Consider the following 22180-nt stretch of genomic DNA (forward strand, 5'->3'; position numbering starts at 1 on the left):
TCGGCATGAAGCGAAAGGACCTGCCGGCCAACGCCTACTCGGTCCTGCCCTTCTACCCGCTTGGTGGGGAAGGCCCCGCGGGCACTTCGTACGAGACGTGGCCCGGGATGGTGCCGACCATCACAGCCGACCGGGCCATGCAGCAGGACACGGCCTGGCAGTTCGTTGCCCCCGTTGACGGTCGCTACCGGATCACCGTGCACGGCGCCTTCGCCACCGAAACGAGCCTGCCCCAGGCCAGACACCAGCTCCGGGTCGAGATCGGGGTGAACATGACCGCCGGCACGGGCGAAGCGATTGCCGCGGCCTCGGTCGACACGTTCTCACCGGCCCAGTCCACCCCGTTCACCATGTCCGGTGGCCACTCGACCGTGCAGAAACTCAAGGCCGGCTCGAAGGTCCAGTTCGCAAGCCACTGCGCCTCGTCTCCGAAGCACTCATGGGCGAATGACGAGATCAGCACGCAGTACAAGCTGGGGTCATTCGCAGAGATCAGGTGGGTCGGCACCATCTAGGAAGGGAGACCCCAGTAGACGCCTCGCAGATCCTCACCGTGGCGTTCGGAACAGGCGGGATCGCCTCCCTGGTCGGGTTCCTCAAGCTGTGGTTCGAGCGCAAGGACGCGTTCGACAAGGCCCGGCGAGAGCACATCGAAGACCTCGCCAGGTGGCGCAACGAACTCCAGGGCACGGTATACGAACTACAAGCCCTCGTTGAGTACTACCGCCACGTGAGCGCGGATTACGCCTGGCAGCTACGCCAAAGCGGAATCGAGCCCACGACCTCAGCCGTTCCGCCTGAGAATCTAAACGACTAGCCAACGCTAAACCACCATTCACGGCCCCCGCCAAGGGGGCCTTTTTGCGCTCGAAAGAAGGCAGAATGAGTCAGGTCTCCAATGTCTGCGCCATCGCCAAGGGCGAGGTCGGCTATCGCGCTCAGCGCGCGCCGGGCGAGCGGCCTTCGGGCCATCAGAAGTACTCGGGGCAGGTGCCCGGCCTGGAATGGTCGAACTACCAGCCATGGTGCGCCACTTGGGTGAGCTGGGTCGCGATGAAGGCCGGCGTCGCCGACCTGTTCCCTCGTACCGCCAGCGTGCATTCCGCGATGCAGTGGTTCAAGAAGCAGTCGCGGTGGAGCGCCTACCCGGCTGTCGGAGCCCAGGTGATCTACGGCTCGACGGGCAGCACCCACACGGGAATCTGCTACGCCTACGACAACACCTATATCTACACCTACGAGGGCAACACCTCGTTGACCAACAGTGCCAACGGCAACAAGGTGATGGCCCGGAAGCGGCGCCGCCGGGATGCGTACGTCCATGGTTACGGCCTCCCCGCCTACGCCGAGGGCATCGTTACCGCGGACCCCGCCAAGCAGGGCAAGGCGGGCTTCACCTACAAGGCAACTGCGACAGCCCCCGCAGGCAGCTCGAAGCCACCGGCCGGAAGAGCGAAGACGGTCGTCGTGAAGGCCGGCCAGTCCCTCGCGACAATCGCAGCGGCGGCCGGGGTGTCCCTCGCGACCGTGATCGGCCTAAACCCGCAGATCAAGAACCCCGACGTCATCCACCCCGGTGACAAGGTCACCGTCCCGGACAAGGCGCCGGCCCGACCGCCCCAGCCCAGCCGGCCGAGCAAGCCGAAGGCGCCCGCGTTCCCCGGTGCCGCCAAGTTCCGGCCGGGCCACGTGAACCAACACGTCACCGTGCTCGGCCAGGCCCTCGTCCGCAAGGGCTACGGCCACGCCTACGCCATCGGCCCCGGGCCTCGCTGGACCAGCTCCGACCGCACCGCGGTCCGCGCCTTCCAGCGCGCCCAGGGCTGGAGCGGCAAGTCCGCCGACGGCTACCCGGGCGCGGAGACCTGGGCCCGTCTCATGAAGTAATGAATCAATAGGAGCTGCATGATCTTCTTTCGCACACACGCGGTCCGCATCACCGCCGTCCTCGCGGCCCTCGTTCCGCTGCTTGTCGCCCACTTCCCGGACATCGACTGGTACGGCCTGACGGCCGTGGTCGCTGCTCTACTCGGCGTCGGCGAGGTGGCCCAGCGAGTGGAGAACGGCAAGACTCGCGAGGCCCTGCACGAGACGTCGCCCGGCAGTGTTGGCACGGAGTTGGAAGTTTAGGGGCATTACGCATGCTGGCGCCCCGACTCCCAGGGTTGGCAGGAGTCGGGGCATGCGGGCCCACTTACGATCGCCGCACTGATGCCCGACTTATGCCGATCGCTCAGTCGGCGATGTAGCCTGTTCGCGCGAACCCTACGTCGAACTGGAAGTAGTACTCGGCGTAGTCCTTGACGTTGGTCGCGACCGTTGTCCACTTGTTGGCATGGGCGAATTTGAGCTTGTTGCAAGAGTGGGTCTTGGGGAAGCAGACTTGAACGTACCTGCCGACATCGGTCAACTTGATGTTGATGTCTTTGCAGGCAGTCGTCGTACGGAGATACACGCCATATTCGGGGTACATGCGGGAGCCCGCAGACTTCGAGAAGTGGCTCGCTGTGTCGTAGCAAGACCTCTTGATCTGCTCGCCCCCCGCAGTCGCGCCAGCGGGCGAAGCGCCTGACACCAGCGCACTGGCGCCCAGCGCCGCGACGGCTGCGACGGCAGCCACTCGGTTGCGTCTCATGGAGAGTCCCCCAATGTGTTGGATCGGGTTGGGCTTGCCCTACCAGCGTCCACGGAGTCACCGGGACGGGTCCCGGTGCGCGTCACACCGCGCCATTCGCTCGGCTTCTGCTGTAGCCCGCATTCTCTCCACAGTTGGCGTCGGGTAACGCCACCCCTTTGCCCTGGCCACCTCCGGCCACACCTGCTCTCTCATCCTGAGCGCGGCATCAGCCGCGGCACGACCGTGGCCCTCGAATCGGTGCCGGAACCAAGCCAAGCGACCCGGAGCATTGATCTCCGCACGCACCCGCTGTAGATGGTTGAGCAAGTTGTGAACTTCCAAAGACGCCGATTCGAACCGCTCTCCCATTTCATCCAAAGGTAACGCGGTTCCAATCAGCCCATCCTCCGTTTTGAAACATGTCTTCATTCTGTCACGGACAAAAAATTCCGGCGGACTCGAATCTGCCTTCAATAAATTGCACGAGTTACAGGCCGGTACCAGGTTCACCAATTCGTCTTCCCCGCCCAGGGCAAACGGAACGACATGGTCCATGGTTTCCGACGCAAAGGGGCAGTAGACACATTCGCCGTTATCCGCAGTGAGCACAGCAAGCCGTTCCCACATCATGAAAGCCCGTCGACGCCGCTTCTCCACCACTGCCCCCTCGAAGTCGCCCCCTGCGCCACCTACACCTCGGTAGTAGCCCAGGATCGGTTACCTGCCCCGCTTCTCCCCGCGATCCAGCGCCATCGCATGGTGTTGGTCGCACCGGGAAACAGGTGCTCCCTTCCCGGACAGGTCCTCGCGGAGCGCTACTTCCCCCGCGCATCCGCCGTGATGCGAGTCCTGGCACACCGACTCGGCTTCACGTGATTGCCGCCACGCAGTGCGCTCCGCATCGAATCTCGCCATTTCGGCGATCAGCTCATGGCGAATTTCCTCGAACCGATCACTCATCCGTGGTGCCACCTGTACTCGCGGTGTCGCCGCGAGGGCCGGCAACGGTCGTCTCCTCCGGAAGCTCGACGTCGAGTGCCAACCAGTTCTCCGCGTGCACGGACAGGGCTACCGGCCCCTTGTCGTGATCCAGGAACCGCATCGCGACGGCACAAGCCTGGAAGCGCGCAGCGCGGTCGAAGAGGAACTGGACTACGCGGTGTCCGTGCTTCTCGCCCTCCCGAACGCGGATGGTGGGGACGTACTCGACGCCTGCGGAGCTTGCCCAGTTCCGTGCCCACTCCTCAACGAGCGGGTCTTCGATCCAGTTCACGTGTGTTCCTCCTCTTGAGTTCGGTCGACGGTACCGCCCCCCACTGACAGTGGGGGGCGGCGGCCGATCAGGCCGGTATGAAGCGGCTGCGGTTGTCAGCGAGCCATCCGATCACCTTCCGCCCGGCCGGGTCGAGCACTGGTTCTCCGGGCTCGTCCTCTCCGTTCCGGGTGCCGAGCACGCCCTCATAGAGCAAGCCGCGTCGAGTGCCCCCGGTTGGCGCCGGCTCGGGCTCCGCTGCTGTTTCAGGGGCGGACGCCAGTACGACGCTCTTGGGGGCCAGCAACCACCAGATCCGGCCCCGGCCGGTGCGCAGCAACAAGGTCTCGCCGGAGTCGGCGTCGCAGATCGCGTACTTCCCATCGTCGGTGTAGTACACGTCGGCCAGGACCACAGGCTCCGCCGGCTCGGTTGAGCGGGCTCCGCCTTTCCCTCCGAAGAAGATTCGGACGCTGCGTCCGTCCGCGCGCAGGCCCGGTAGGTCCCGCACTTCCTCGTTCCTCCACCCTGTCGGTCTCGTCGGCGCCTCGGCCCGCTCGACGGACCCGGTGCCTGGGACGAGCGTGACCCAGGTAGACCGCTGGCTTGTCGGAGTGCCCGCCGGCCCTACGAACAGCCGCCAGCCCTTCACTCTTTTCCCGTCCACTTGCGCGGTGGCTGGCTTCGGGGGCGCCAGCAACACGCCTTCTCGGGTGACGCTCGTGCCTCTCGGCCCCGCGCCTTGGGCGACCACAGGGTCGCCGGGGCTCAGTGCGGCCAGCGACTCTTCGAGGTTCGCAGTCATCTTCGCCTTCTTTCGTCTCGGGGTCTGTTGCAGTTCGTGCTCGGGGATGTCGTCAACGACGTGCAGCTTCGGGGCCTGGACCACTCCGTCGCACACCTGGCAGTCGCAGTCGTGGCAGCACAGGCGGCAGGTGTATGAGTCGCAGTACGGGTCGGGGCCGTGCCAGCCCTGGCACCCGCTGTCAGCGTCCGGGCAGTTCCACGCCTCACACCCGCGGTCGAGATCGCGGGGGTACAGCAGGTGCTCGCGGGTGCCGGGAAGGCCGTGGGCCAGGGCTTCGCCGGGGCAGGGGAAGCGGGCCCGCCGAGCCGCCTCCCGAGAGAGGAAGGCGGCTCGGCACCTGGTGCACTGCCAACGGCCTTCGGGCCGGCGCCGCACCGTGTGGTTCACAGCAGCGCGGCGAACGGGTTAGCTGCCGGGGCCGTCTCTGGGGCCGACTCGGAAGGGACGGCCTTCTTGGGGACCGGCCGCTTCCGCGGAACGCTGGCCAGGTCCTGCGCCACCAGCTTGAGGGGTGCTCGCTGACTGGGTACCTCGGTGCTCTGGGGTTTCCCAGCCTTCGCGCTGTCGGGGACGAGGCGGTACATGATCGGCTTCGGGCCGGGGGCAGCGGACTTGCCCTTGAAGTACTCGACGTCATCCATCTGATCGACTTCTTCGCGCAAGCCTGCCGCGTTGGTGCGAGCCTGGAGTGAGCGGAGCATGAGCGTCGAGCTGGCTTCCCCGCCGTTGCGCTCCAGTACTTCCCGGATCGCCTCGCGGAGGCTCTTCACCTTCGTGCCCTGACTGGCCTCGGTGACCAACCGTTCGACGCTGGTCATCGAGAAGGCGACGAACGCCCAGGCGGCTTCGAGCGCTTTCTTGTTGATCTTCGTCTTCTTCTCGGAGAGGGTCAGCACCGCTGCGACCCGGTGGACCTGTTCTGCTGCCCGTTCGAAGTAGCAGGACAGGTGCTCCGGCAGCCCTTCCAGCTTGTCATCGATGGTCGCGCGGATCTGGTCGTACCGGCGTCCGGCGTCCGCGCTGAAGGTGATCACCCGGCGTCTCTCGCTGGCCCACCGGTACGCGTCCTTCAGCCGCGGGTCGTGCTGCCACCGGGGACGGTGGTTGTACGGGAGGCTCTTCGACTTGTGCACCAGGACGGGGAGCATGCGGTTGTACATCCCGCCGAGCGCGTCCTCCAGGCGCACGTACTGGTTCCAGGAGCCGGGGGTGATGTGAGCGTGGAAGCCCATCTTGGGCTCGTACACCACCTGCTCGTCCCGCTGCCCGTTCTTCCCCTTCGTCAGGTTCGACAAGGGTTCGCCGTCCCAGGCGACGCACATCTGCTCGGTGAAGGTCGGGCACCTGCGGCTGCGCTTGAGGATGCCGCGCCACTCGTGCTCGAAGACCATCGCGCGGCCGTCGACTCCACCTTCGGTGTTGGCGGACTCAAGCTCGATCGAATAGAGCGTGTTCACCAGCGAGGGTCCCGAGGAGATGCCTCGTTTGGTGCGGGCGTCCAGGAAGCTGCCGATCGCCGGCGACACCAGGGCCCGGCCGGCGCGGTAGGCCGTGCCCTTACGACCTGCTGCGGATGGGCCGACGAGCACCGTCCACACGGCGACGGGCCGGCCGTTCTCCAAGTAGACCTTGCCGCCGAAGGCGGAGGAGTACAGGGCGAGTACCACGGCGTACAAGCCGACCGGATCGGCTTCTGTCTGGTCGATGTTGGCAGCCACCGTCTCACCGATGGGCCCGTAGTTCATCTGCTCGAAAGCGCTGGGCATGGTTCCTCTCTTCTGTGTTTCGGGGGCAGAGTCATCGCCGGTAGACCGGGATGGGGGTCTCGGCGTCGCCTTCCCAAACGACCCACCCCTTTGGAAAGCGGGCTTCGATACGGGTCAGGCGTTGGGTGTTGCTGCGCATCAGCACTCGGCCAAGGCGCCACCGGTCGGAGCCGTGCGGCAACGGCCTGGCGGCCAGGCCCACCACCCAGTCCCCACCCCGCACCTCTCGGGCTGGGACGGGCCGGGCGAGCATTGCCCCCAACTCGCCGGCGGGCCGCCGCTCGTCCAGGCGGTGGCCGCCGCGGGGCAGCGGGCGGGAGGGCGGCACCACGATGTCCTCCGGCGCGGGTACGCCCGTCATTCGGTGCACCTCGCAGCACGAGGGTCAGCCGCATGTTCCGGGCAGACCATCTGGCCGGTGGCTGGGTCGTACCCCTCGTCACACCCTTCACAGACGAACTGTTCGCACACCGGGCAGTCGCCGTAGGCCACTTGGACTTCGTCAAAGTCGTCGCCACAGACAGTGCACTGACGCAGCGGATAGAACTCCTTCATCGGGACACCACCGAAAGCGCCTCCTGGCCCTCCTGCGCCTTCGCGTACGCCTCACGGACATGGGCGGGAACACGCCCCTTGCTGCTGACCGTGAAGCCGTTCTCACGCGCCCACTGGCGGACCTTCTCGGCCTCGCTCAGCGCGGGTGGCAGGGACGCCTCGACAAGGCGCCGGGTTTCCCGCTTCTCCTTCTCCGCGCGTTCCCGGGCCCACTCCACACGGGAAGCCGCCAGGCGCCGGCTCTTCTCCCCCCGCCACCGCTCTTCCCTGTCGACCTGCGCCCTGACCTCTTCGGCCGTGCGTTTCTCCGCGACCTCGGGAAGGGCGTCCTCGGCAACCCAGTGCCCGCTTGCCACGGCGTCCTTGAACCGGCCAGCGATCGTGGCGTCCAGGCTCGCCGTGCCGGCCTCCCGCGCCTCCCGCACCTTGTGCGGGGCGGGCCGAATGCCGCAGACGATGAACTCCGTGCTCTCGTCCACGTGCCCGACGATCGTGAAGCCGCTGTTCTCCAGTGCGCGGCGGGCGGCCTCCGGCTCGTACCCGGGGATCGTGCCGGTGACGACGACGCTCCCGCGGGTGGGAACGGTCGGAGCCGCGCCGTCGGTCCCGAACAGTTCGGCGAGGTATCCGCTGAACCTCTGCGCGTGTTCGTCACACAGGTCCCAGGCCCGGTGACCGACTGCGATCACGGTCACGGCCGACCGCTCTTCGCCCTTCGCCGTGCAGCCCAGGCAGTTGGTGCTCATGATGTTGCTCCTCTCTGTCGAGCGCCCATGGCAAGGGCCAGGTCCGAAGACCTGGCCCCACCAAAGGCCCCGCACTGTCTGCGGGCACGAAGAAAGCGGCTCATCGGTCGATGGCCGCTCGGCTGGTGTTGCTGTTCAGTTGTGCTTGTCGATCAGCGTTGCTCGACTATCCAGCGGGAACGTTTGCGGCTCCACGCGGCTTCGGTGCCGCTAGCCCGGTTGCCCGCGTAAGCGTGGGGCGCCGTCCACCAGTTGGTCTCCGGGCCCTTGCGATCCCCGAACTGCACGCTGTACCCCGCGTCTTCGAGCGCGTTGAGCGCGTCGGCAAGTGCCTGCCACAGCTCGACGTTGTCGGACTTGTCCATGTGTTGCCCTTCTCAGTACTGAACTCGGGGCTCGGACCGCCCGAGATAGCGCACGATCGCGCTGTTCACGACTGCTGGCGCCAGGTTCCGCCGGCCCCAGTCCCAAGCAGCCGCTTCGGCCTCGATCTCACCCTTCTTGGTCTTGACGACCTGGACGTAGCGATCCCGTCCGTACTCGATCGAGGCCCAGTGGTAGGTGACGGAGTTGTGGTAGTTCAACTTCGGCCGCCCATGACGAGTCGAACGGCCACCTCGCACTGCTGGGCGACGGGCATAGCGAGCCATCGCTCCCGATTGGCCTCGTTCAGCGCGTCGTACAAGGCAACGCATGCCCCGGCAGTCCAGGCGTCCACGAGCAACCCGTCGATAGTCGTGACCGAGTGCAACTCGACTATCCGCCGGTAGCTTCCGACCCGGCCTTCGGCCGCCCACCGCTCCCCGGCCGCTCGCTCGTGCGCCAGCTCGGCGGCCTCGGCATCACTCGGCTCCCGGATCTCGTACATGCTGCGTTGGAAGACGCGCGGGCCCAAACCCCCCGGGTGGGCTCGGTGGCGGGCCTCGTAGGTCTCATCGTCCACGAACAGCAGCTCGACGTGGGCGTTGCAGTAGGCACGGGGCCCGAGGCGCGCCGCCATGCCCCGGGGCGAGAAGGTGACCACCGTGTTCGCCGGGGCGGAGCAGAACGAGGCGACGCAGCGCCCGAGCGGTCCCGCTGCCAGCCCCGAGGGCAGGGTCTTCTCCATCAGGCCGCCTCCGCCTCTCGTAGTGCGACCCGCGTGGTGGCGTACGACAACACGGCCTCACGGGTGAGCAGGGCCGCCACGAGGTCCGGCCCCGGGTACTTGGCGGCCAGTTCTCCGCAGGCAACGAACACGGGGCTCAGTGCTTCCGCCCGAACCGCCGGCCATTCCCAGAAGGCGGCACTCGCTGCCCAGAGAGCCACGACCGCGAGGTCGTCCATGTAGCGCTTCGTCAGGCTCATCGGTTTCGCTTCTTCCTAATGAGCCGAATGGGAACGACGTCGGCGGCCAGGAGGCTGGAGTTCCCCAAGCGCTCCCACAGTGCAGCGGGGCGCCAGCCGTTGTCCGGTTGCTCCGAATTCCAGAGGATGAGGGTGTGGACCGCGTCAACCAGGCTTTCTAGCTGGTGCCAGGTGCGTACGGGGGTGGGGCGGGTCGAGCTGTAGATGTCCAGCCGTCCCGCTGCTTCGTCAAAGATGGCTACCCACCGATTCGACAAACTCACTTGTTCTTCTCCTCCTTGATACGTCGTTCTCTGTGGGTGTGGTCCGCGCTTTCGGTTTGGAATTCGCCGTGGGCGTCGCAGTACGCCGTACTCAGCCAGCGGCGAATGCCGTAGCGCTCCATGTCGATCCACCGTGTCGCTGGCAGACCGCAGTTCCAGATCCAGCACCCGACACGCCCGTCCTTGAGCGTTTGGAAGTGCTTTACCTCGCTCTTGGTTGATCCCTTGCCCACTCCGCTCACTTCCCCGCATCTTCGCGGGCCACGTCGAGCACAGGTCGGTAGAGCCGCGCATTTGGGTCCCGCGTCTGCCGTTCGTGCATTCGTCGGAACGTCGAGCGGCAGTCTGCGCACATGAACTCGTCGCCCAATGGCGTGCGGGTCAGTGAGCCGCGCGGGCGGCACGTTTCTGCGCAGGTCGGGCATTCGGAGGCTCCGATACCGGGGGCATGGTACGAGTCGTGAAGGATGAGGAATTTGTTGGCGCAGCCCCTGCACAGGCCACCGCCCGCGATGTGCTCGAAAGCGACATGCGGCTTCCAGTCCGGATCGATGTCTACCGGGACAGCTTGAACGAAAGCGTGCTGCCGGCGTGCGGCATGCTCGAAGGCGTCAAACCACCTAGCGTTCCAGTATATGCCGCCTCGCTCCCAGGGGTCACATTCACCATCATGGCCGTCCGGTGTGTCGGTTTCGACACCGCACGCCCAGACCTCATATCTCCAGCCCGTCACTGATCGGCCTCCCCCACCAAGTCGTAAAGAAATGGGTTGTATTGGTCGTGGTATTCCTTCCGGAAGATGGTCGGAGGGGAGGTCACACCGTGGTTCTCCGCGAGGAACGTGAGGGTCGTGGCGGGCATCTCCCGATAAAGGCGATGGTTCCAATCACCCAAAACGAGATCCACGAAAGGAGATGACTGCCCTTCGTGCCGCATGCGAACCCTGATACGGTTGCGATCTTCTTCCCATTGCCCAGCTCGGATTATGACCTTAGGCATAGCACTTCCCCTAACTCCTGCACAGCCCGTAGAGGCGGCAATTACTGTTGATTGGCTGCTGAGAGACGAACTGATGACCGTCTTGCCGGTGGAGTACCGCCACCCAGTCGTCAAGGTGATCCGCGCAGACGTGCGCGGTTATTACGAGACCCCGCCCATCTGGCCGGGCTGTGACAATATGAACACTGGCCCAGTGGGACGAGTCGTGTTCGCAAGCGAGATGCACTGACCCCGACATGCTATTCCTTTCTACGACAGGCATTGCCAGGAACTGACAAGCCATACAAAGGGACGTCCGGAAGCATCGGACGACCCCAAGTAAGGCGCGTCAGTAGAAGCGGAAGGGACAGCGGGGAAATACCTCGTTGGGTATTTGCAGTACGACCGGACGTCGGTGATCTTCCACCGCGTCGCGCAGTCTCGCACGATCGAGCCACCCAGCGGCAGCAAGGAACTCCATGCTCGCGTGGAGGCTCGGAAATTCGAGATCAGTCCAATTCTGGCACGCCCCGTGCACACGGCCGTTCCAGCGACCAGCCAAGTCACCTACTTGCCATACTGAAGAATTGCCAATCACAACGAGATCACCTCAGAGTTGGCCACATCAAATATCGCAAGCTGCGACTCCAGGCGACCGAGGGCAATGGCCTGCGAACGATCTTGCACATTTACGGACAGGTCGAGGTAGACGAGACCACCGTCGATCCACGCTCCATAGAAAAGCGACTCCTCGGCAGCGCGATATGCATAGTCCCGGACGTACTCGGAAAGCTCATTGGCCGTGAAGCGCGACACGGGAAAAGTGCGCTCGCTCCCCGCCAGGCTCACCATGAACCCGCTGGTCGGAGTTGGACTCGTCGGCGAGAAGGTCAGCCCGTCACCGTCGAGCAGGGACCGGTACTGCTGTTCAACACTGACTATCCGAGTAGCCATAACGCCTACCTTCTGTGGTCTCGCAACAACTTTTTGGGCATGATTCGGCGCCGTCGTGCGGCACCAAAGCGCCTCGGGCCAGACTCGAACTGGAAGAACCCCCACACGGGCCCCGAGGCACCAGACTCAGGCCGCTTCGGCAACTAACGCCAAAGCGCCCTGCTGTCTAGTCTTTCGGCCTACCCAACGGGACGGCCAACTCCCGCTCTAACTCACTCTCCTATGACATACTCCGCCTCACGCTGCAACACATGCAGATATAGAAGCGGGCGCTCTAGGTTCAGCCCGGTTATTCGCTTCGCCGGGCGTGGCGTATGGGTGTTCACAGGGGGTTTCCCCGCAACCCTTCGGCAAGGGTCTTACGCAAGGACCTAACTGCTGCTTATAAAAGACTGCACGCCGCCCTAACCCCTGCTACCAACAGGGACGGTCATTCACTTAGAGGGTTCGGGAAAGGCCCATTGAGCCCACCTATCGCAGCGCCTGAACCCTTCCGCCTGAAACCCAAGCCCTTACCTCACTTACGCGAGTGGGCCCCCGGGGCGGCCCTTCCGGGCGGCGCCTTTCGACATGCAGAACATTACCCGAGTCATGGTCTCGCGACAACTTCTGATCTAAGGAAGTCCTGCGCACCGCCCCTCATCCCCCTTAAAGGAAGACGCGCGTTGCATCTTCACGGCAAAAAGGCAACAGGCTGAGAAGTGAGGTAGGTCATAAAAGGGCTCAACTATGACGTCGAGACAGGCTCAAACGGGCGCGGAACGCCCCGGGCGGTGATGCGTGGCACTGCCCTACCTTCGCCGGGCGACTGCACCCGAACGGTTCATTCATCGCGGGCATAGGTCCCCCCGACCTGACGCGCCCGGCGCCCTTCCCCACCGGTGGTCGGTGAATGAATGAACCATCCCCGCAGCGCGCTGTAGGTGGGGGTAATGCCCTTCATTAACGCAGCAGGACCCACCGGGGGTGGGTTCCTCCGAATCCGTACGGGTATGAAGCTTTCAGCGCCCGCCTTCCGCCTCGCCGGCTTCTTCCAACACAGAGCCTCGGTCGCCCCGGAAAAGCACCCAGCAGCCCCACGAGGGTGGTTCTGGGCCGTACAAACCGAGAAGGCGGCTCCCAGTGAGTGAAGCAATGAACTATAGAAGTGAAGTCAGCCACTTTTTACTTACGAACCGTTACGGCGAGGCCCGGATGACGCCTACATAATTCTTGCGGAGGTCCTATACCCCTCTTGGAGGGCGAGAAAGACGAGGGGCCTCGGCCCAGCACGATCATGAAGCTGGGCGGTCAGTCCCCCCGGGCCCCGAGATCACGTTGAGGTCTCCGGACTTCACGGCGCTCAGGTATGGCGACACGTCGAGTCGAGTGCGCTGTGGCCGTCGTGCCAGGTCTGGAACACCCAAGCGTCCAGCACTGCTGGATGCTCGTCCCCCTGACGCTGAACCTTCAAATTCCTGTGTCTTCTTGCATCAACGACATCTTTGGTGTCACGAAGTGCCACGGCCCCTGCACTCGCTTACGAGGCAGGGGCCGTGATTGAAAGAGGGCGGATGTCGCGGGGCCTAGGCAGCCGCAGCAGCCGGAAGAGACTTGAGCCGGTCATTAAGCTCCCGCACACCGTGATACTGCCCGTACGGGCTCAGCTTCCCGGAGAACTCACGCAAGCGGCCCACTGCCCTGGCCGAGGCCACTCGTCCTTCGAGAAGCCCGATGCCACGGTTCGCGGCGTCCAAAGCCCCGTCCAAGTCGTGGCCGGCGAGTCGCGCATTGGCGAGGAGGCCAGCCCGCACCGCTTGGTCACGAGGTACCGCGGCGCCAATCGAAGCCTCAAGCAGACTTGCAGCTTGGGCGGCCTGCCCAGCGCGCAATGCTGTCTTGCCACGGGTCGCGTTGATCTGCGACTCGCCGAACCACTGGAGCCACGGAGGTCGTTCGTCGGAGAGGCGATCCCAAAGTTGCACTGACTTCTCCAGAGCGACTGCTGCCCCCCGATGCTCCCCCTCGTGCGCTCGCGCTGCGGCGAGGTGCAGATAGAGGTACGTACGCGAGAGGTCAGAGAGGGACTTTTCCCGTCCGTGAAGCGCTGTTTCGAGTAGCTGCCCGCGCTCCCGGTTGTATCCGCCGTCTGACGCGTGCACGCCCATTTCGGCGAGTACGAACGCCCCCAACTCATCATCGCCTGCCGTGCGAGCAGAGCGAAGAGCGGCCACGTAGTACTGCTGGCCAACCGAGTGAAGTCCGGAGTCGTAGGCAGCCCATCCAGTCTGATAGGAGACCTGAGCCGCAAGTGAATGGAGTCGTGCGCCGACCACATCCGTGTAGTGGGCGTTCTTGATCATGGTGGTAATCAGCGCCAGGTCACTGCGGGCGTGCTCCAGGAGGCGAGCACCGCCCATCTCTGCGTCGAGGTCGCGAAGCGACTCGACTCGCTGTTCCAGGCTGCGAAGCATCGCGCCCGTCACCTTGTCGCCATCCGCGGCAGCAGCGAAGGCATCTGGGGCATCCGCCCAGTTCGCGGCAATCGCGGTCAGGGACGCTCCGGTGATGGTGAGGAAGCCCCGACGGTCCATGTGTCCACTCCTCACGAGGTCGCTTAACGCTCCCACGGTACCGGCAAGCGTCCACGGCCGTTGGAGCCCAACGATCTCCCAGACCGGCAGCCACAGGGGCCACGCATCCGGTTCCACGCATTCCGGGCGAAGCCCAAGCAGGTCAGCGATCACACGTTGAGTCTTTTCGTCGGGTGTTTGCCCGTACTCAAGCCACTTGTAGACCGTCGTCCTGCTGGTGGCGAGGTTGAGGTTCAACTCCTCTCCTCTACGCCGCATGCGGGCCGCGAACTCCACCACACCCCACCCTCGTCGCTCCATCATGCATGCCAACGGATGTTTTGATGGTGGGTTACCCATCGCCTCTCCCAGTCCCTGAAGGTACGTCGACATTACCTGACGCAGTTCAACGATCACGGGGAGCGAGAGAAACCCACAAGAAACCTTCCGCTGCACCCCGTGACGTCCGGAGACTTCCACTACCGCCGAGGTTCATCGGCGGCGGAGGGGACGCCGCCCTGCCCGAGGTGGTCGTCCCTGCCAACCCGGAGGGATGGGCTCGGTGACGACGACCACGACGCGACCCCGTGCGACCGGATTTCCCGGCTACAGCGAGACCTGGCCCTGTGAGGCGCAGTCCGCCGCCCGCGCTCGCAGTCTGGTCCGGGCTGTCTTACAGACCTGGAATCTGGCCTGCTTGATCGACCGAGGCGTGCTGGCCATTTCTGAGCTGGTAGGCAACTCGGTTCAACACACGAACTGCGAACTGGTGCAGTTCAGCATCACGATGCCTGACCGGCACTGCGTGCGCATCTCTGTGACTGATACGTCCGAGAAGCTCCCCAGGTTGCGTTTCCGGAGCAGCGGCGAAGACATGAGCGGTCGGGGGCTGACCCTCGTGGCTTTCACCGCTGACCAGTGGGGCGTCGACGTCCACCCCAAGGGCAAGACGGTATGGGTAGAGATGCTGGCCAGACAGACGCCTTCCAACAGCAAGGCCATTTGATGGCTGACCAGTTGAGGAAGAAGCGCCGCCGCCGGTCCATCGCTCCGGTGAGGCTTCACCGAACTCGGACGCGAGGGCAGTCGGGATGGTGAACTCAAGTCACATCATCCGGGAGCTGACACGGTATATGTCCGATCATCGGTCGGAGATCGACATCCTGCTGCCCTTGTTCGACTCGCTCAAGGAGCATGTGCAAGCGGGCCGTTGTCCTCACCGAGATGGCTGCCCGTCTGTGAAGGCCGGTGCCGTGGTGGTGGATGAGCGAGGACAGGCTCTGTTCTTCTGGACCGGTACTGGGTGGGGCTTCCCGGAGGTCCCACCCCATCGTTCGGACAGCACCCTCGGCTTCACTGCCCTGCGCGCCGTGATGGAGCAGACGGGAATCTTCGATGTCTGGCCGGTCGAGGGCGTCGAGCACCCCTTGGTCATCGATGTGGACAGCGCAGGCCCCCACGACGGGCCGGCCGCTGTGAAGTTCGGTTTCAGATACGTCTACCGGACGGATTCCGCGTTCCTGGCTCCCGTGATGGGCCGGTTGGGCGTCGAGTGGCGTCCCGTCTCCGAGATCCAGTCACCCAGGCTTCGGCACCGAGTTTTGAACTCGATTCACTTCCAGAGGAGTTAGCGGTGCAGGCATCGTCGTCCAACAGCAAGCGTCGCGCTCCGGGCCGTGGGCGGCCTGGCCGGTCACCGGGCTTGGTTCCGTACATCGTGTCCTGGGGCAGCGAGCACGCGGGGCGCGTGTCCGCGCTCACGATCGAGTACGACGGTGGAGGCTCCCGTCTGGCCTACAAGGTCCCAAGGGCAGAAGATCGCGACGGAGCCGGGGTCTTGTGGGCCCGCCACACGCAGTCTCGGGGCGTCGGAAGCCCGGAGTTCGCGGCTATGCACAGTCAGCGCCAGTTCGAGTGCATGTACGCCTTGAAGTGCCAGGTGTGCGCAGGCCCGGCCAGCCGCAACAAGGACGGATACCTGTTCCTTACCTGGCCGAAGGACCAACCACACCCCGAGAACCGCTCGCCGAACTGGCCGGAGGGAGCGCTGACGACCCAGCCACCGTTGTGCGAGGCGCACGCACGCGCGTCAGTGCGGCTTTGCCCACATGGAGATCAGTTCATCGCCCTACGTGTGGGGCTGCCGAAGCTGTGGGGCGTGCTGGGGACAGCGTACGAGCGCACGAAGAACGGATGGGCCGTCGACAAATCGGTCCCGGAGCTCAAGTACGGAGACCCGCGACTGCGTCACGTGCTGGCCACACACCTTGTCCGGCAGCTCCGCAAGGTCAAGATCGCCAAGCTCCCCTAGCCCCAGGTCTCCCGCCTCTGGCACGTGAGAGGACAGCCGTGTCGGAGGCGGGCTCCAGCCTCGCCCCAGTGCACGACAGGGCGCTGGGCTGGAACCCCGCCGCGCGCAAGAGCTGCACGCCGCTGCGGGCGCACCAAGAGACATGACCCAAAGACGATCAAGAGAAGGGAAAGAACATGTTGTCCACCGATCTGGCGGCGGAGCCGAACACGCTCGCGCCGTCCATGTTCCCGTACCCGTCCCGCCCCGTACGTCGCCAGGACGCGGTTTCCTCCGTGCGGCCGTTCGGGCTGCTGCGGGCCGTACCGGTCACCCCGGTGCGGTCCGTCCTGCCCTCCCTGGCCCTGTGCCCGACCCGGCAGATCAGCGTCACCAAGCAGGGCACGCCGTTCATCAACGAGCCGTCGCTGGCTTCCCAGTTCGAGACAACGTCCCAGACCCGGGAGGACAGCCAGCTCGCCGACGACAAGGAAAACGACACCGACTGACCTGGCCCACTGACCGGAGGTAGCAAGCGATGACAGTCCTGGTGCTGACCCGCGACGCGGACGCGACCGCGGACCTGGTGATAGCCGAGCTCAACAACAGGGGCGTACGCGTCCACCGACTCGACCCGGGGGACTTCCCCCAGGCCGTGGGGCTCAGCGCTCATATCGGCCCCTACGACAAGAGGTGGGTCGGTTCCCTCAAAGGCCGGCACCAGGACTTACTCCTCGACCGCGTCACCTCCGTGTACTACCGGCGCCCCTCATCCGTCCATCTGTCCGACGAGATGTCGGAAGGGGATGCACGATGGGCCGAGAGCGAGGCCCGCGCCGGGCTCGGCGTCCTCACCGCCTTGCCCTGCCCCTGGATCAATCACCCCTATCGCAACGCGGTAGCCAGCGTCACCCCCATGGCTCTGGCCACCGCGGCCCGGTGCGGGCTCATCGTGCCCAGAACCCTGATCACCAACAACCCCGAAGACGCCCGCAGCTTCGTCAAGGCCCTCCCCGATTCCGTCGCGGCCTACAAGGCCCTGGGAACAAAGGCCCCCACCGAGGTCGACGGGCAACCCCACGCCCTGTGGACCACCAAGGCCCGTCCCGAGGACATTGACGACTCCGTCGCCCTGACCGCCCACCAGTTCCAGCAGTGGATTCCCAAGGTGTTCGAAGTCAGGCTCACCGTCGTCGGCACCCAGATGTTCGCCGCGCGCATCAGAGCCGGGTCGGATGCCAGCCGCATCGACTTCCGCAGGGACTACGACAGCCTCACCTACGGGCCGTGCACCGTGCCGGACAAAGTCCACGACGGCGTGCGCAAGCTCATGCACGAATTCGGTCTCCGCTACGCCGCACTGGACTTCCTCGTTAACGAGCACGGGAACTGGTACCTCGTCGACGTCAACCCCAACGGCCAGTGGGCCTTCGTGCCGTTCCTCCGCGAACCCATCACCCACGCCATCGCCGACCTCCTGGAGCAACCCACATCATGACCACCGCACCGCCCTCCACCGCAGACCTGCGCCGCATCATGGTCGAACGACTCACCGACCAAGGAGCGCTACGTACCGAGGAATGGCGCTCGGCCTTCGCCGAGATTCCACGGGAAGCCTTCGTGGGCCAGTTCACCGTGCGCTCCAAGGGCCGCAAGCACACCTACACCGAGGACGACCCGAACCGGTTGCCGGTGATCTACTCGAACGCCTCCCTCCTCACCCAGTTCGACGCCGCCGGAACAGCCACCAGCTCCTCCACCGAGCCCTGGCTCATGGCCAGCATGCTCGAATCTCTGAACGTCGAGTCCCACCACAAGGTGCTGGAGGTGGGGCTCGGCACCGGATACAACGCCGCACTCCTGTGCCACCGGCTCGACCCCAGCCGAGTCTTCTCCCTCGACATCGACCCCGAGTTGGTCCGTGCCGCAGCCACGCGCGTACACGGACTCGGCTACTTCCCCACCATGGCAGCCGGCGACGGACGCGAGGGGCTGCCCGCTCACGCTCCCTACGACCGATTGATCGCCACGTTCGGCGTCGGCCGCATTCCCGCGGCCTGGTGTCAGCAGGTACTGCCTGGTGGGTTGGTCGTGGCCAACGTGGGCCTTGGTGTCGCCCGCCTGCTCGTCGCCAAGGACCACACCGCTCAGGGGCGCTTCCACGCCTACCCCGCCTCGTTCATGACCGCTCGCGACACACCTGATGTGGTGAGCACCACCGCGCAGCAGCTCACCACACGGCTGATCGCCGCGCAGGGCAAGGACCGCACCATCGAAGTCCCGACGGATATGAACGGCGGCATCCCGCAATTCCTCAGCGCCCTTCTCCAACCCTCCGCGGTGAACTTCTCCTACACCGACTCCACCAAGCGCCAGGTGCACTGCATCCACGACCCGGCCACCCAATCGTGGGCCCGCATCACCATGCTCGACGTCCGGCTGGCACGCCTCGATTACGACGGGCCCCGAAACCTGTGGGACGAACGAGCATCCCTGCTCAACGACTGGGTAGGACAAGGCCGGCCGGGCCTGGACCGCTACGGCCTGACCGTGACCCCCGACGGCGACCACACCCTCTGGCTAGGCTCCCCCACCGGCCCCTCATGGCACCTGCCGAGCGTCTGAACCACGTCCGTCCACATCAAGCCCGTCATGGTCAAGCGATGGCAAACCTCGGTTAACATCGCAGGTCGGAAAGGGTGCTCCCCGCGCGAGCGGGGCTGATCCGCTGCCTGTGCGGGTGCCGGACACCAGGTTGGCGTGCTCCCCGCGCGAGCGGGGCTGATCCGATCTTCGTCACCACGACGCCGTCCTGGACCAGGTGCTCCCCGCGCGAGCGGGGCTGATCCGATCCGCGTGAGCGCCGGAGAGCCGGTGGTCGAGTGCTCCCCGCGCGAGCGGGGCTGATCCGCCAATCCGCCGCACGCCCCCAGCGCGCCGCATGTGCTCCCTGCGCGAGCAGGGTTGGTCCGACGTACTTGGCGAACGCCCTTCTCCAGCGCACGTGCTCCCTGCGCGAGCAGGGCTGGTCCGAGCGCCCAGGGGCAGACCGCGCTCCAGGGCTTGTGCTCCCTGCGCGAGCAGGGCTGGCCCGGGGAAGGGCGCCGCGCCCAGTTCCTCCAGGCGGTGCTCCCTGCGCGAGCAGGGTTGGCCCGGGGTTGTGCTCGTTTTGCCGGTTAGGCCGCGCTCAGCACGTACGTGTTCCCCGCGTGAGCGGGGCTCGCCCCCAGCCCATGAATGAATGAACCATCCGCCCAAACGAGAAACGCCCCCACCCTTGCAGGTGGGGGCGTCGCCATCCCGGATGACCGCTGGCATCAGCGATCGGTGGGAGTTTCGGGCTGTATGACCTCCCAGATCTCGGACCACGCGGCCTCCGAGATCGCAGGGAGAAGAAGCCCAAGCTGCTTCTCTACCCACTGTTCCTTAGTCGGCCGGTTCTCCTGCGCCTGCGTGTTTCGCGTGCTAGCCATCGGGACCCCAGTTCTTCGCTCACCGTTGCTGACGACGCGATCACCGGTCTCAGGGCATGGCCTGCACGTTGCCGTTCTCAGCGAGGAAGGCCAGGACGTCCTGCCGCGTGACGATGCCGGTGGGCTTGCCGTCCACCAGGACCACCGCGGCGTCCCGCCCTTCCAGTGCAGCCGCCACCTTCGCCACCGGCTCACCGGAGCCGACGACGGGCAGCGGCGGACTCATGTGCTTGTCCAGCGGATCGTTCGGACCGGCGTGATCGGCGTACAGCGCGTGCAGCAGCACCCGCTCCTCCACCGCTCCGATCACCTCGCCAGCCATCACGTCCGGGTGCCCCGCTCCCGGTGCGACCACCGGCATCTGCGACACCCCGTACTCCCTCAGAACCTTGACCGCATCCCCCACGGTCTCGGTGGGGTGCATGTGCACGAAGTTCGGCATCCCTGCCGTCTTCAGTGCCAGCACGTCACCGGCCTTGGGCTCCGCGATCGGCTGATCGCTGAACCCATGTTGGCCCATCCACTCGTCGTTAAAGATCTTCGAGAGGTACCCACGGCCACTGTCCGGCAGCAGTACGACCACCACGTCGTCGGGGCCGAGTCGCTCGGCCACCCGGAGGGCGGCCACGACCGCCATCCCGCACGAGCCGCCGACCAGCAGGCCCTCTTCCTTCGCGAGGCGGCGCGTCATCTGGAAGGCGTCCTTGTCTGAGACCGCGACGATCTCGTCGGCGACGGTCCTGTCGTACGCCGTCGGCCAGAAGTCCTCGCCGACGCCCTCGATCAGATACGGCCGGCCCGAGCCGCCGGAGTAGACCGAGCCCTCCGGGTCGGCGCCGATGACCTGGACCCGGCCGTCACTGGCGTCCTTCAGGTAGCGGCCGGTGCCGCTGATCGTGCCGCCGGTGCCGACGCCCGCGACGAAGTGGGTGATCCGGCCGTCGGTCTGCTGCCACAGCTCGGGTCCGGTGGACTCGTAGTGCGAGCGCGGGTTGTTCGGGTTGCTGTACTGGTCGGGCTTCCAGGCGCCCGGCGTCTCGCGGACCAGGCGGTCGGAGACGTTGTAGTACGAGTCGGGGTGCTCGGGGTCGACGGCGGTCGGGCACACCACGACCTCGGCCCCGTACGCCCGCAGCACGTTGATCTTGTCCGTGGACACCTTGTCGGGGCAGACGAAGATGCACTTGTACCCCTTGCGCTGGGCGACCATCGCCAGGCCCACGCCGGTGTTGCCCGACGTCGGCTCCACGATCGTGCCACCGGGCTGGAGCGCCCCCGACTCCTCGGCCGCCTCGATCATCCGCACGGCGATCCGGTCCTTCACAGAACCGCCGGGGTTGAAGTACTCGACCTTCGCCAGGACGGTGGCCTGAATGCCCTCGGTCACGCCGTTGAGCTTCACCAGCGGGGTGTTGCCGACCAGCTCAATCATCGATTCGTGAAACTGCACGCCCTACTCCAGGTTCAGCGGGATCTCCGCGGGTCAAGGGGCTGCCGCCGGCGCGGGCCCACTCCTTCAGCCTATTGCGCCACGGTCCGGGAGCGACCGCCCTGTGGATAACTCACCGCGACCGCCCCCTGACGAACGGGCACCGGCCGGGCGGCCAGGGCACCCCCACCCCGTACGAAGCCCTGGGTTTCAGCCACTCCGCCGGGGTCGCTTATGCGCCACCTGGTCGCGCTCCCGCCCGTACACCCCCTTCACCCTCTTCGCACCCTTGGGGCGAGCCGGCAGGAGGCCGCCCCGCGCGCGGGTACGTGCCCCGTCCGGCACTGCGGCTGCGGCATGCGGCGGGACCGGACGCCCGGAGCGTTGCGATCCGCCGCGATCCGGGCAACACGTCAGTAGGCCCGGCCGGCCCGCCCCGTACCGCGTCCGGCAGGCAGCGCGGGCAGGGCCGCTCGGGGCAGGTCGTGGTTGGGGCACGTACGCAGCACAGACCGGAGGTGAGCGGGCCCATGTCGATGTCGAGAGCACGGGTGGCGCGGCGGATCGCGACCGCCGCGGCGTACGGGGGCGGCGGGATCGGGCTGCTCGGCGGGGCGGCCGTCGGACTGCTGCTGACCGAGGTGCGGATGGCCCGGCGGGTGGTGGGCGGCTCGGGCGACGTGCCGCCGGCGGCCGACGGCCGGTACGGCACGGCCTTCGACCGCGACGGCGACACCCCGCCGCTGCGCCTGGCCTTCCTCGGCGACTCCACCGCCGCCGGCCAGGGCGTGCGCCACGCCCACCAGACGCCGGGCGCGCTGCTCGCCTCCGGCCTCGCCGCCGTGGCCGAGCGCCCGGTGGAGCTGCGGGTGGTCGCCCTGCCCGGCGCACAGTCCGACGACCTGGCCCGCCAGGTCGCCCGCCTGCTGGCCCCGCCCACCGACCCGCACGCCGAGCCGGCCGCCCCCGCGCCCCACCCGGACGCCGGCACCGACGTCGAGGCCAGTACGGAGACGGCGACCGCGACCGCCGCCGAGACGGGCGCCGGTACGGGCGCGGGCACGCGCGCGAGGTTCGCCGCCGGGTTGCCGGGCAGACCTGCCGCTGGCGGCGGGCCCGGCAGCCGGCCGCAGCCGTCGCGCCGCGGGCC

The 22180-nt window shown here is 66.2% G+C and carries 27 protein-coding genes and 1 pseudogene; 12 read left to right on the top strand and 16 right to left on the bottom strand.

Going from position 1 to position 22180, the window contains the following annotated elements; all coding sequences use genetic code 11:
• Window positions 1–5 precede the first annotated feature (5 nt).
• The 4 genes from ACMA1D_RS18090 to ACMA1D_RS18105 all read left to right on the top strand — a co-directional run bounded on the left by ACMA1D_RS18090 (window position 6) and on the right by ACMA1D_RS18105 (window position 2130).
• Entirely contained in the window at window positions 6–515 is a 510-nt protein-coding gene (locus ACMA1D_RS18090) for a hypothetical protein (protein ID WP_414725029.1), read from the top strand.
• Window positions 516–553: 38 nt separating this feature from the next.
• Window positions 554–817: a hypothetical protein gene (locus tag ACMA1D_RS18095; RefSeq protein WP_414725030.1), complete on the top strand. Its 264-nt coding sequence runs from the start codon at window positions 554–556 to the stop codon at window positions 815–817.
• Between the two features lie 65 nt (window positions 818–882).
• A complete protein-coding gene (locus tag ACMA1D_RS18100) occupies window positions 883–1887 on the top strand; it encodes a peptidoglycan-binding protein (RefSeq protein ID WP_414725031.1) in 1005 nt (334 codons plus the stop codon).
• Between the two features lie 18 nt (window positions 1888–1905).
• Window positions 1906–2130: a hypothetical protein gene (locus ACMA1D_RS18105; RefSeq protein WP_414725032.1), complete on the top strand. Its 225-nt coding sequence runs from the start codon at window positions 1906–1908 to the stop codon at window positions 2128–2130.
• 103 nt (window positions 2131–2233) lie between these two features.
• On the opposite strand, the gene ACMA1D_RS18110 is transcribed toward ACMA1D_RS18105, so the two are convergent.
• The 12 genes from ACMA1D_RS18110 to ACMA1D_RS18165 form a co-directional block, all read right to left on the bottom strand.
• A complete protein-coding gene (locus ACMA1D_RS18110; RefSeq protein ID WP_414725033.1) occupies window positions 2234–2635 on the bottom strand; it encodes a hypothetical protein in 402 nt (133 codons plus the stop codon).
• Window positions 2636–2692: 57 nt separating this feature from the next.
• A complete protein-coding gene (locus tag ACMA1D_RS18115; RefSeq protein ID WP_414725058.1) occupies window positions 2693–3247 on the bottom strand; it encodes an HNH endonuclease in 555 nt (184 codons plus the stop codon).
• 322 nt (window positions 3248–3569) lie between these two features.
• The gene (locus tag ACMA1D_RS18120) at window positions 3570–3890 is read right to left on the bottom strand and encodes a hypothetical protein (protein ID WP_414725034.1); all 321 of its coding nucleotides are present in this window, start codon (window positions 3888–3890) and stop codon (window positions 3570–3572) included.
• A 67-nt stretch (window positions 3891–3957) separates the two neighbouring features.
• Entirely contained in the window at window positions 3958–4674 is a 717-nt protein-coding gene (locus tag ACMA1D_RS18125) for a hypothetical protein (RefSeq protein WP_414725035.1), read from the bottom strand.
• A 386-nt stretch (window positions 4675–5060) separates the two neighbouring features.
• A complete protein-coding gene (locus ACMA1D_RS18130; RefSeq protein WP_414725036.1) occupies window positions 5061–6443 on the bottom strand; it encodes a DUF3987 domain-containing protein in 1383 nt (460 codons plus the stop codon).
• Window positions 6444–6474: 31 nt separating this feature from the next.
• Window positions 6475–6804, bottom strand: coding sequence for a hypothetical protein (locus tag ACMA1D_RS18135; RefSeq protein ID WP_414725037.1), 330 nt, complete (start codon window positions 6802–6804; stop codon window positions 6475–6477).
• A 190-nt stretch (window positions 6805–6994) separates the two neighbouring features.
• Window positions 6995–7744: a histone-like nucleoid-structuring protein Lsr2 gene (locus tag ACMA1D_RS18140; RefSeq protein WP_414725038.1), complete on the bottom strand. Its 750-nt coding sequence runs from the start codon at window positions 7742–7744 to the stop codon at window positions 6995–6997.
• Window positions 7745–7896: 152 nt separating this feature from the next.
• Complete coding sequence (locus ACMA1D_RS18145) at window positions 7897–8109, bottom strand: hypothetical protein (protein ID WP_414725039.1); 213 nt, start codon at window positions 8107–8109, stop codon at window positions 7897–7899.
• Window positions 8110–8121: 12 nt separating this feature from the next.
• Window positions 8122–8328 (bottom strand): hypothetical protein, encoded by a 207-nt coding sequence (locus ACMA1D_RS18150; protein ID WP_414725040.1) that lies wholly within the window; start codon window positions 8326–8328, stop codon window positions 8122–8124.
• A complete protein-coding gene (locus ACMA1D_RS18155) occupies window positions 8325–8852 on the bottom strand; it encodes a hypothetical protein (RefSeq protein WP_414725041.1) in 528 nt (175 codons plus the stop codon). Before ACMA1D_RS18155 ends, ACMA1D_RS18150 begins: the two co-directional genes overlap by 4 nt.
• Window positions 8852–9091: a hypothetical protein gene (locus ACMA1D_RS18160; protein ID WP_414725042.1), complete on the bottom strand. Its 240-nt coding sequence runs from the start codon at window positions 9089–9091 to the stop codon at window positions 8852–8854. The genes ACMA1D_RS18155 and ACMA1D_RS18160 overlap by 1 nt, the downstream gene beginning before the upstream one ends.
• A 259-nt stretch (window positions 9092–9350) precedes the next feature.
• The gene (locus ACMA1D_RS18165; RefSeq protein ID WP_414725043.1) at window positions 9351–9596 is read right to left on the bottom strand and encodes a hypothetical protein; all 246 of its coding nucleotides are present in this window, start codon (window positions 9594–9596) and stop codon (window positions 9351–9353) included.
• 218 nt (window positions 9597–9814) lie between these two features.
• Here ACMA1D_RS18165 and ACMA1D_RS18170 point away from each other — a divergent pair, with 218 nt between their 5' ends.
• Entirely contained in the window at window positions 9815–10090 is a 276-nt protein-coding gene (locus ACMA1D_RS18170) for a hypothetical protein (protein WP_414725044.1), read from the top strand.
• On the opposite strand, the gene ACMA1D_RS18175 is transcribed toward ACMA1D_RS18170, so the two are convergent.
• The 3 genes from ACMA1D_RS18175 to ACMA1D_RS18185 all read right to left on the bottom strand — a co-directional run bounded on the left by ACMA1D_RS18175 (window position 10084) and on the right by ACMA1D_RS18185 (window position 14096).
• The gene (locus ACMA1D_RS18175) at window positions 10084–10353 is read right to left on the bottom strand and encodes a hypothetical protein (RefSeq protein ID WP_414725045.1); all 270 of its coding nucleotides are present in this window, start codon (window positions 10351–10353) and stop codon (window positions 10084–10086) included. The genes ACMA1D_RS18170 and ACMA1D_RS18175 overlap by 7 nt on opposite strands.
• Before the next feature lie 573 nt (window positions 10354–10926).
• The gene (locus ACMA1D_RS18180; RefSeq protein WP_414725046.1) at window positions 10927–11286 is read right to left on the bottom strand and encodes a hypothetical protein; all 360 of its coding nucleotides are present in this window, start codon (window positions 11284–11286) and stop codon (window positions 10927–10929) included.
• Window positions 11287–12851: 1565 nt separating this feature from the next.
• Window positions 12852–14096: a transcriptional regulator gene (locus tag ACMA1D_RS18185; RefSeq protein ID WP_414725047.1), complete on the bottom strand. Its 1245-nt coding sequence runs from the start codon at window positions 14094–14096 to the stop codon at window positions 12852–12854.
• Window positions 14097–14400: 304 nt separating this feature from the next.
• Here ACMA1D_RS18185 and ACMA1D_RS18190 point away from each other — a divergent pair, with 304 nt between their 5' ends.
• The 6 genes from ACMA1D_RS18190 (at window position 14401) to ACMA1D_RS18215 (ending at window position 18753) form a co-directional block, all read left to right on the top strand.
• The gene (locus ACMA1D_RS18190; RefSeq protein WP_414725048.1) at window positions 14401–14844 is read left to right on the top strand and encodes an ATP-binding protein; all 444 of its coding nucleotides are present in this window, start codon (window positions 14401–14403) and stop codon (window positions 14842–14844) included.
• Between the two features lie 85 nt (window positions 14845–14929).
• Complete coding sequence (locus tag ACMA1D_RS18195; RefSeq protein WP_414725049.1) at window positions 14930–15469, top strand: NUDIX hydrolase; 540 nt, start codon at window positions 14930–14932, stop codon at window positions 15467–15469.
• Window positions 15470–15996: 527 nt separating this feature from the next.
• Entirely contained in the window at window positions 15997–16149 is a 153-nt protein-coding gene (locus ACMA1D_RS18200; protein ID WP_414725050.1) for a hypothetical protein, read from the top strand.
• A gap of 176 nt (window positions 16150–16325) precedes the next feature.
• On the top strand, window positions 16326–16637 hold the full coding sequence (tgmA, locus tag ACMA1D_RS18205) for a putative ATP-grasp-modified RiPP (protein WP_414725051.1): 312 nt from the start codon (window positions 16326–16328) through the stop codon (window positions 16635–16637).
• Between the two features lie 29 nt (window positions 16638–16666).
• Window positions 16667–17626: an ATP-grasp ribosomal peptide maturase gene (gene tgmB, locus ACMA1D_RS18210; RefSeq protein WP_414725052.1), complete on the top strand. Its 960-nt coding sequence runs from the start codon at window positions 16667–16669 to the stop codon at window positions 17624–17626.
• Window positions 17623–18753, top strand: coding sequence for a methyltransferase domain-containing protein (locus ACMA1D_RS18215; protein WP_414725053.1), 1131 nt, complete (start codon window positions 17623–17625; stop codon window positions 18751–18753). Before tgmB ends, ACMA1D_RS18215 begins: the two co-directional genes overlap by 4 nt.
• Before the next feature lie 897 nt (window positions 18754–19650).
• On the opposite strand, the gene ACMA1D_RS18220 is transcribed toward ACMA1D_RS18215, so the two are convergent.
• The gene (locus ACMA1D_RS18220; protein WP_414725054.1) at window positions 19651–21051 is read right to left on the bottom strand and encodes a cystathionine beta-synthase; all 1401 of its coding nucleotides are present in this window, start codon (window positions 21049–21051) and stop codon (window positions 19651–19653) included.
• A 509-nt stretch (window positions 21052–21560) separates the two neighbouring features.
• Here ACMA1D_RS18220 and ACMA1D_RS18225 point away from each other — a divergent pair.
• Window positions 21561–22180: pseudogene (locus tag ACMA1D_RS18225) on the top strand (hypothetical protein); the annotation flags it as partial.

The organism is Streptomyces sp. 796.1, from assembly GCF_047525675.1.
Taxonomy (GTDB): domain Bacteria; phylum Actinomycetota; class Actinomycetes; order Streptomycetales; family Streptomycetaceae; genus Streptomyces.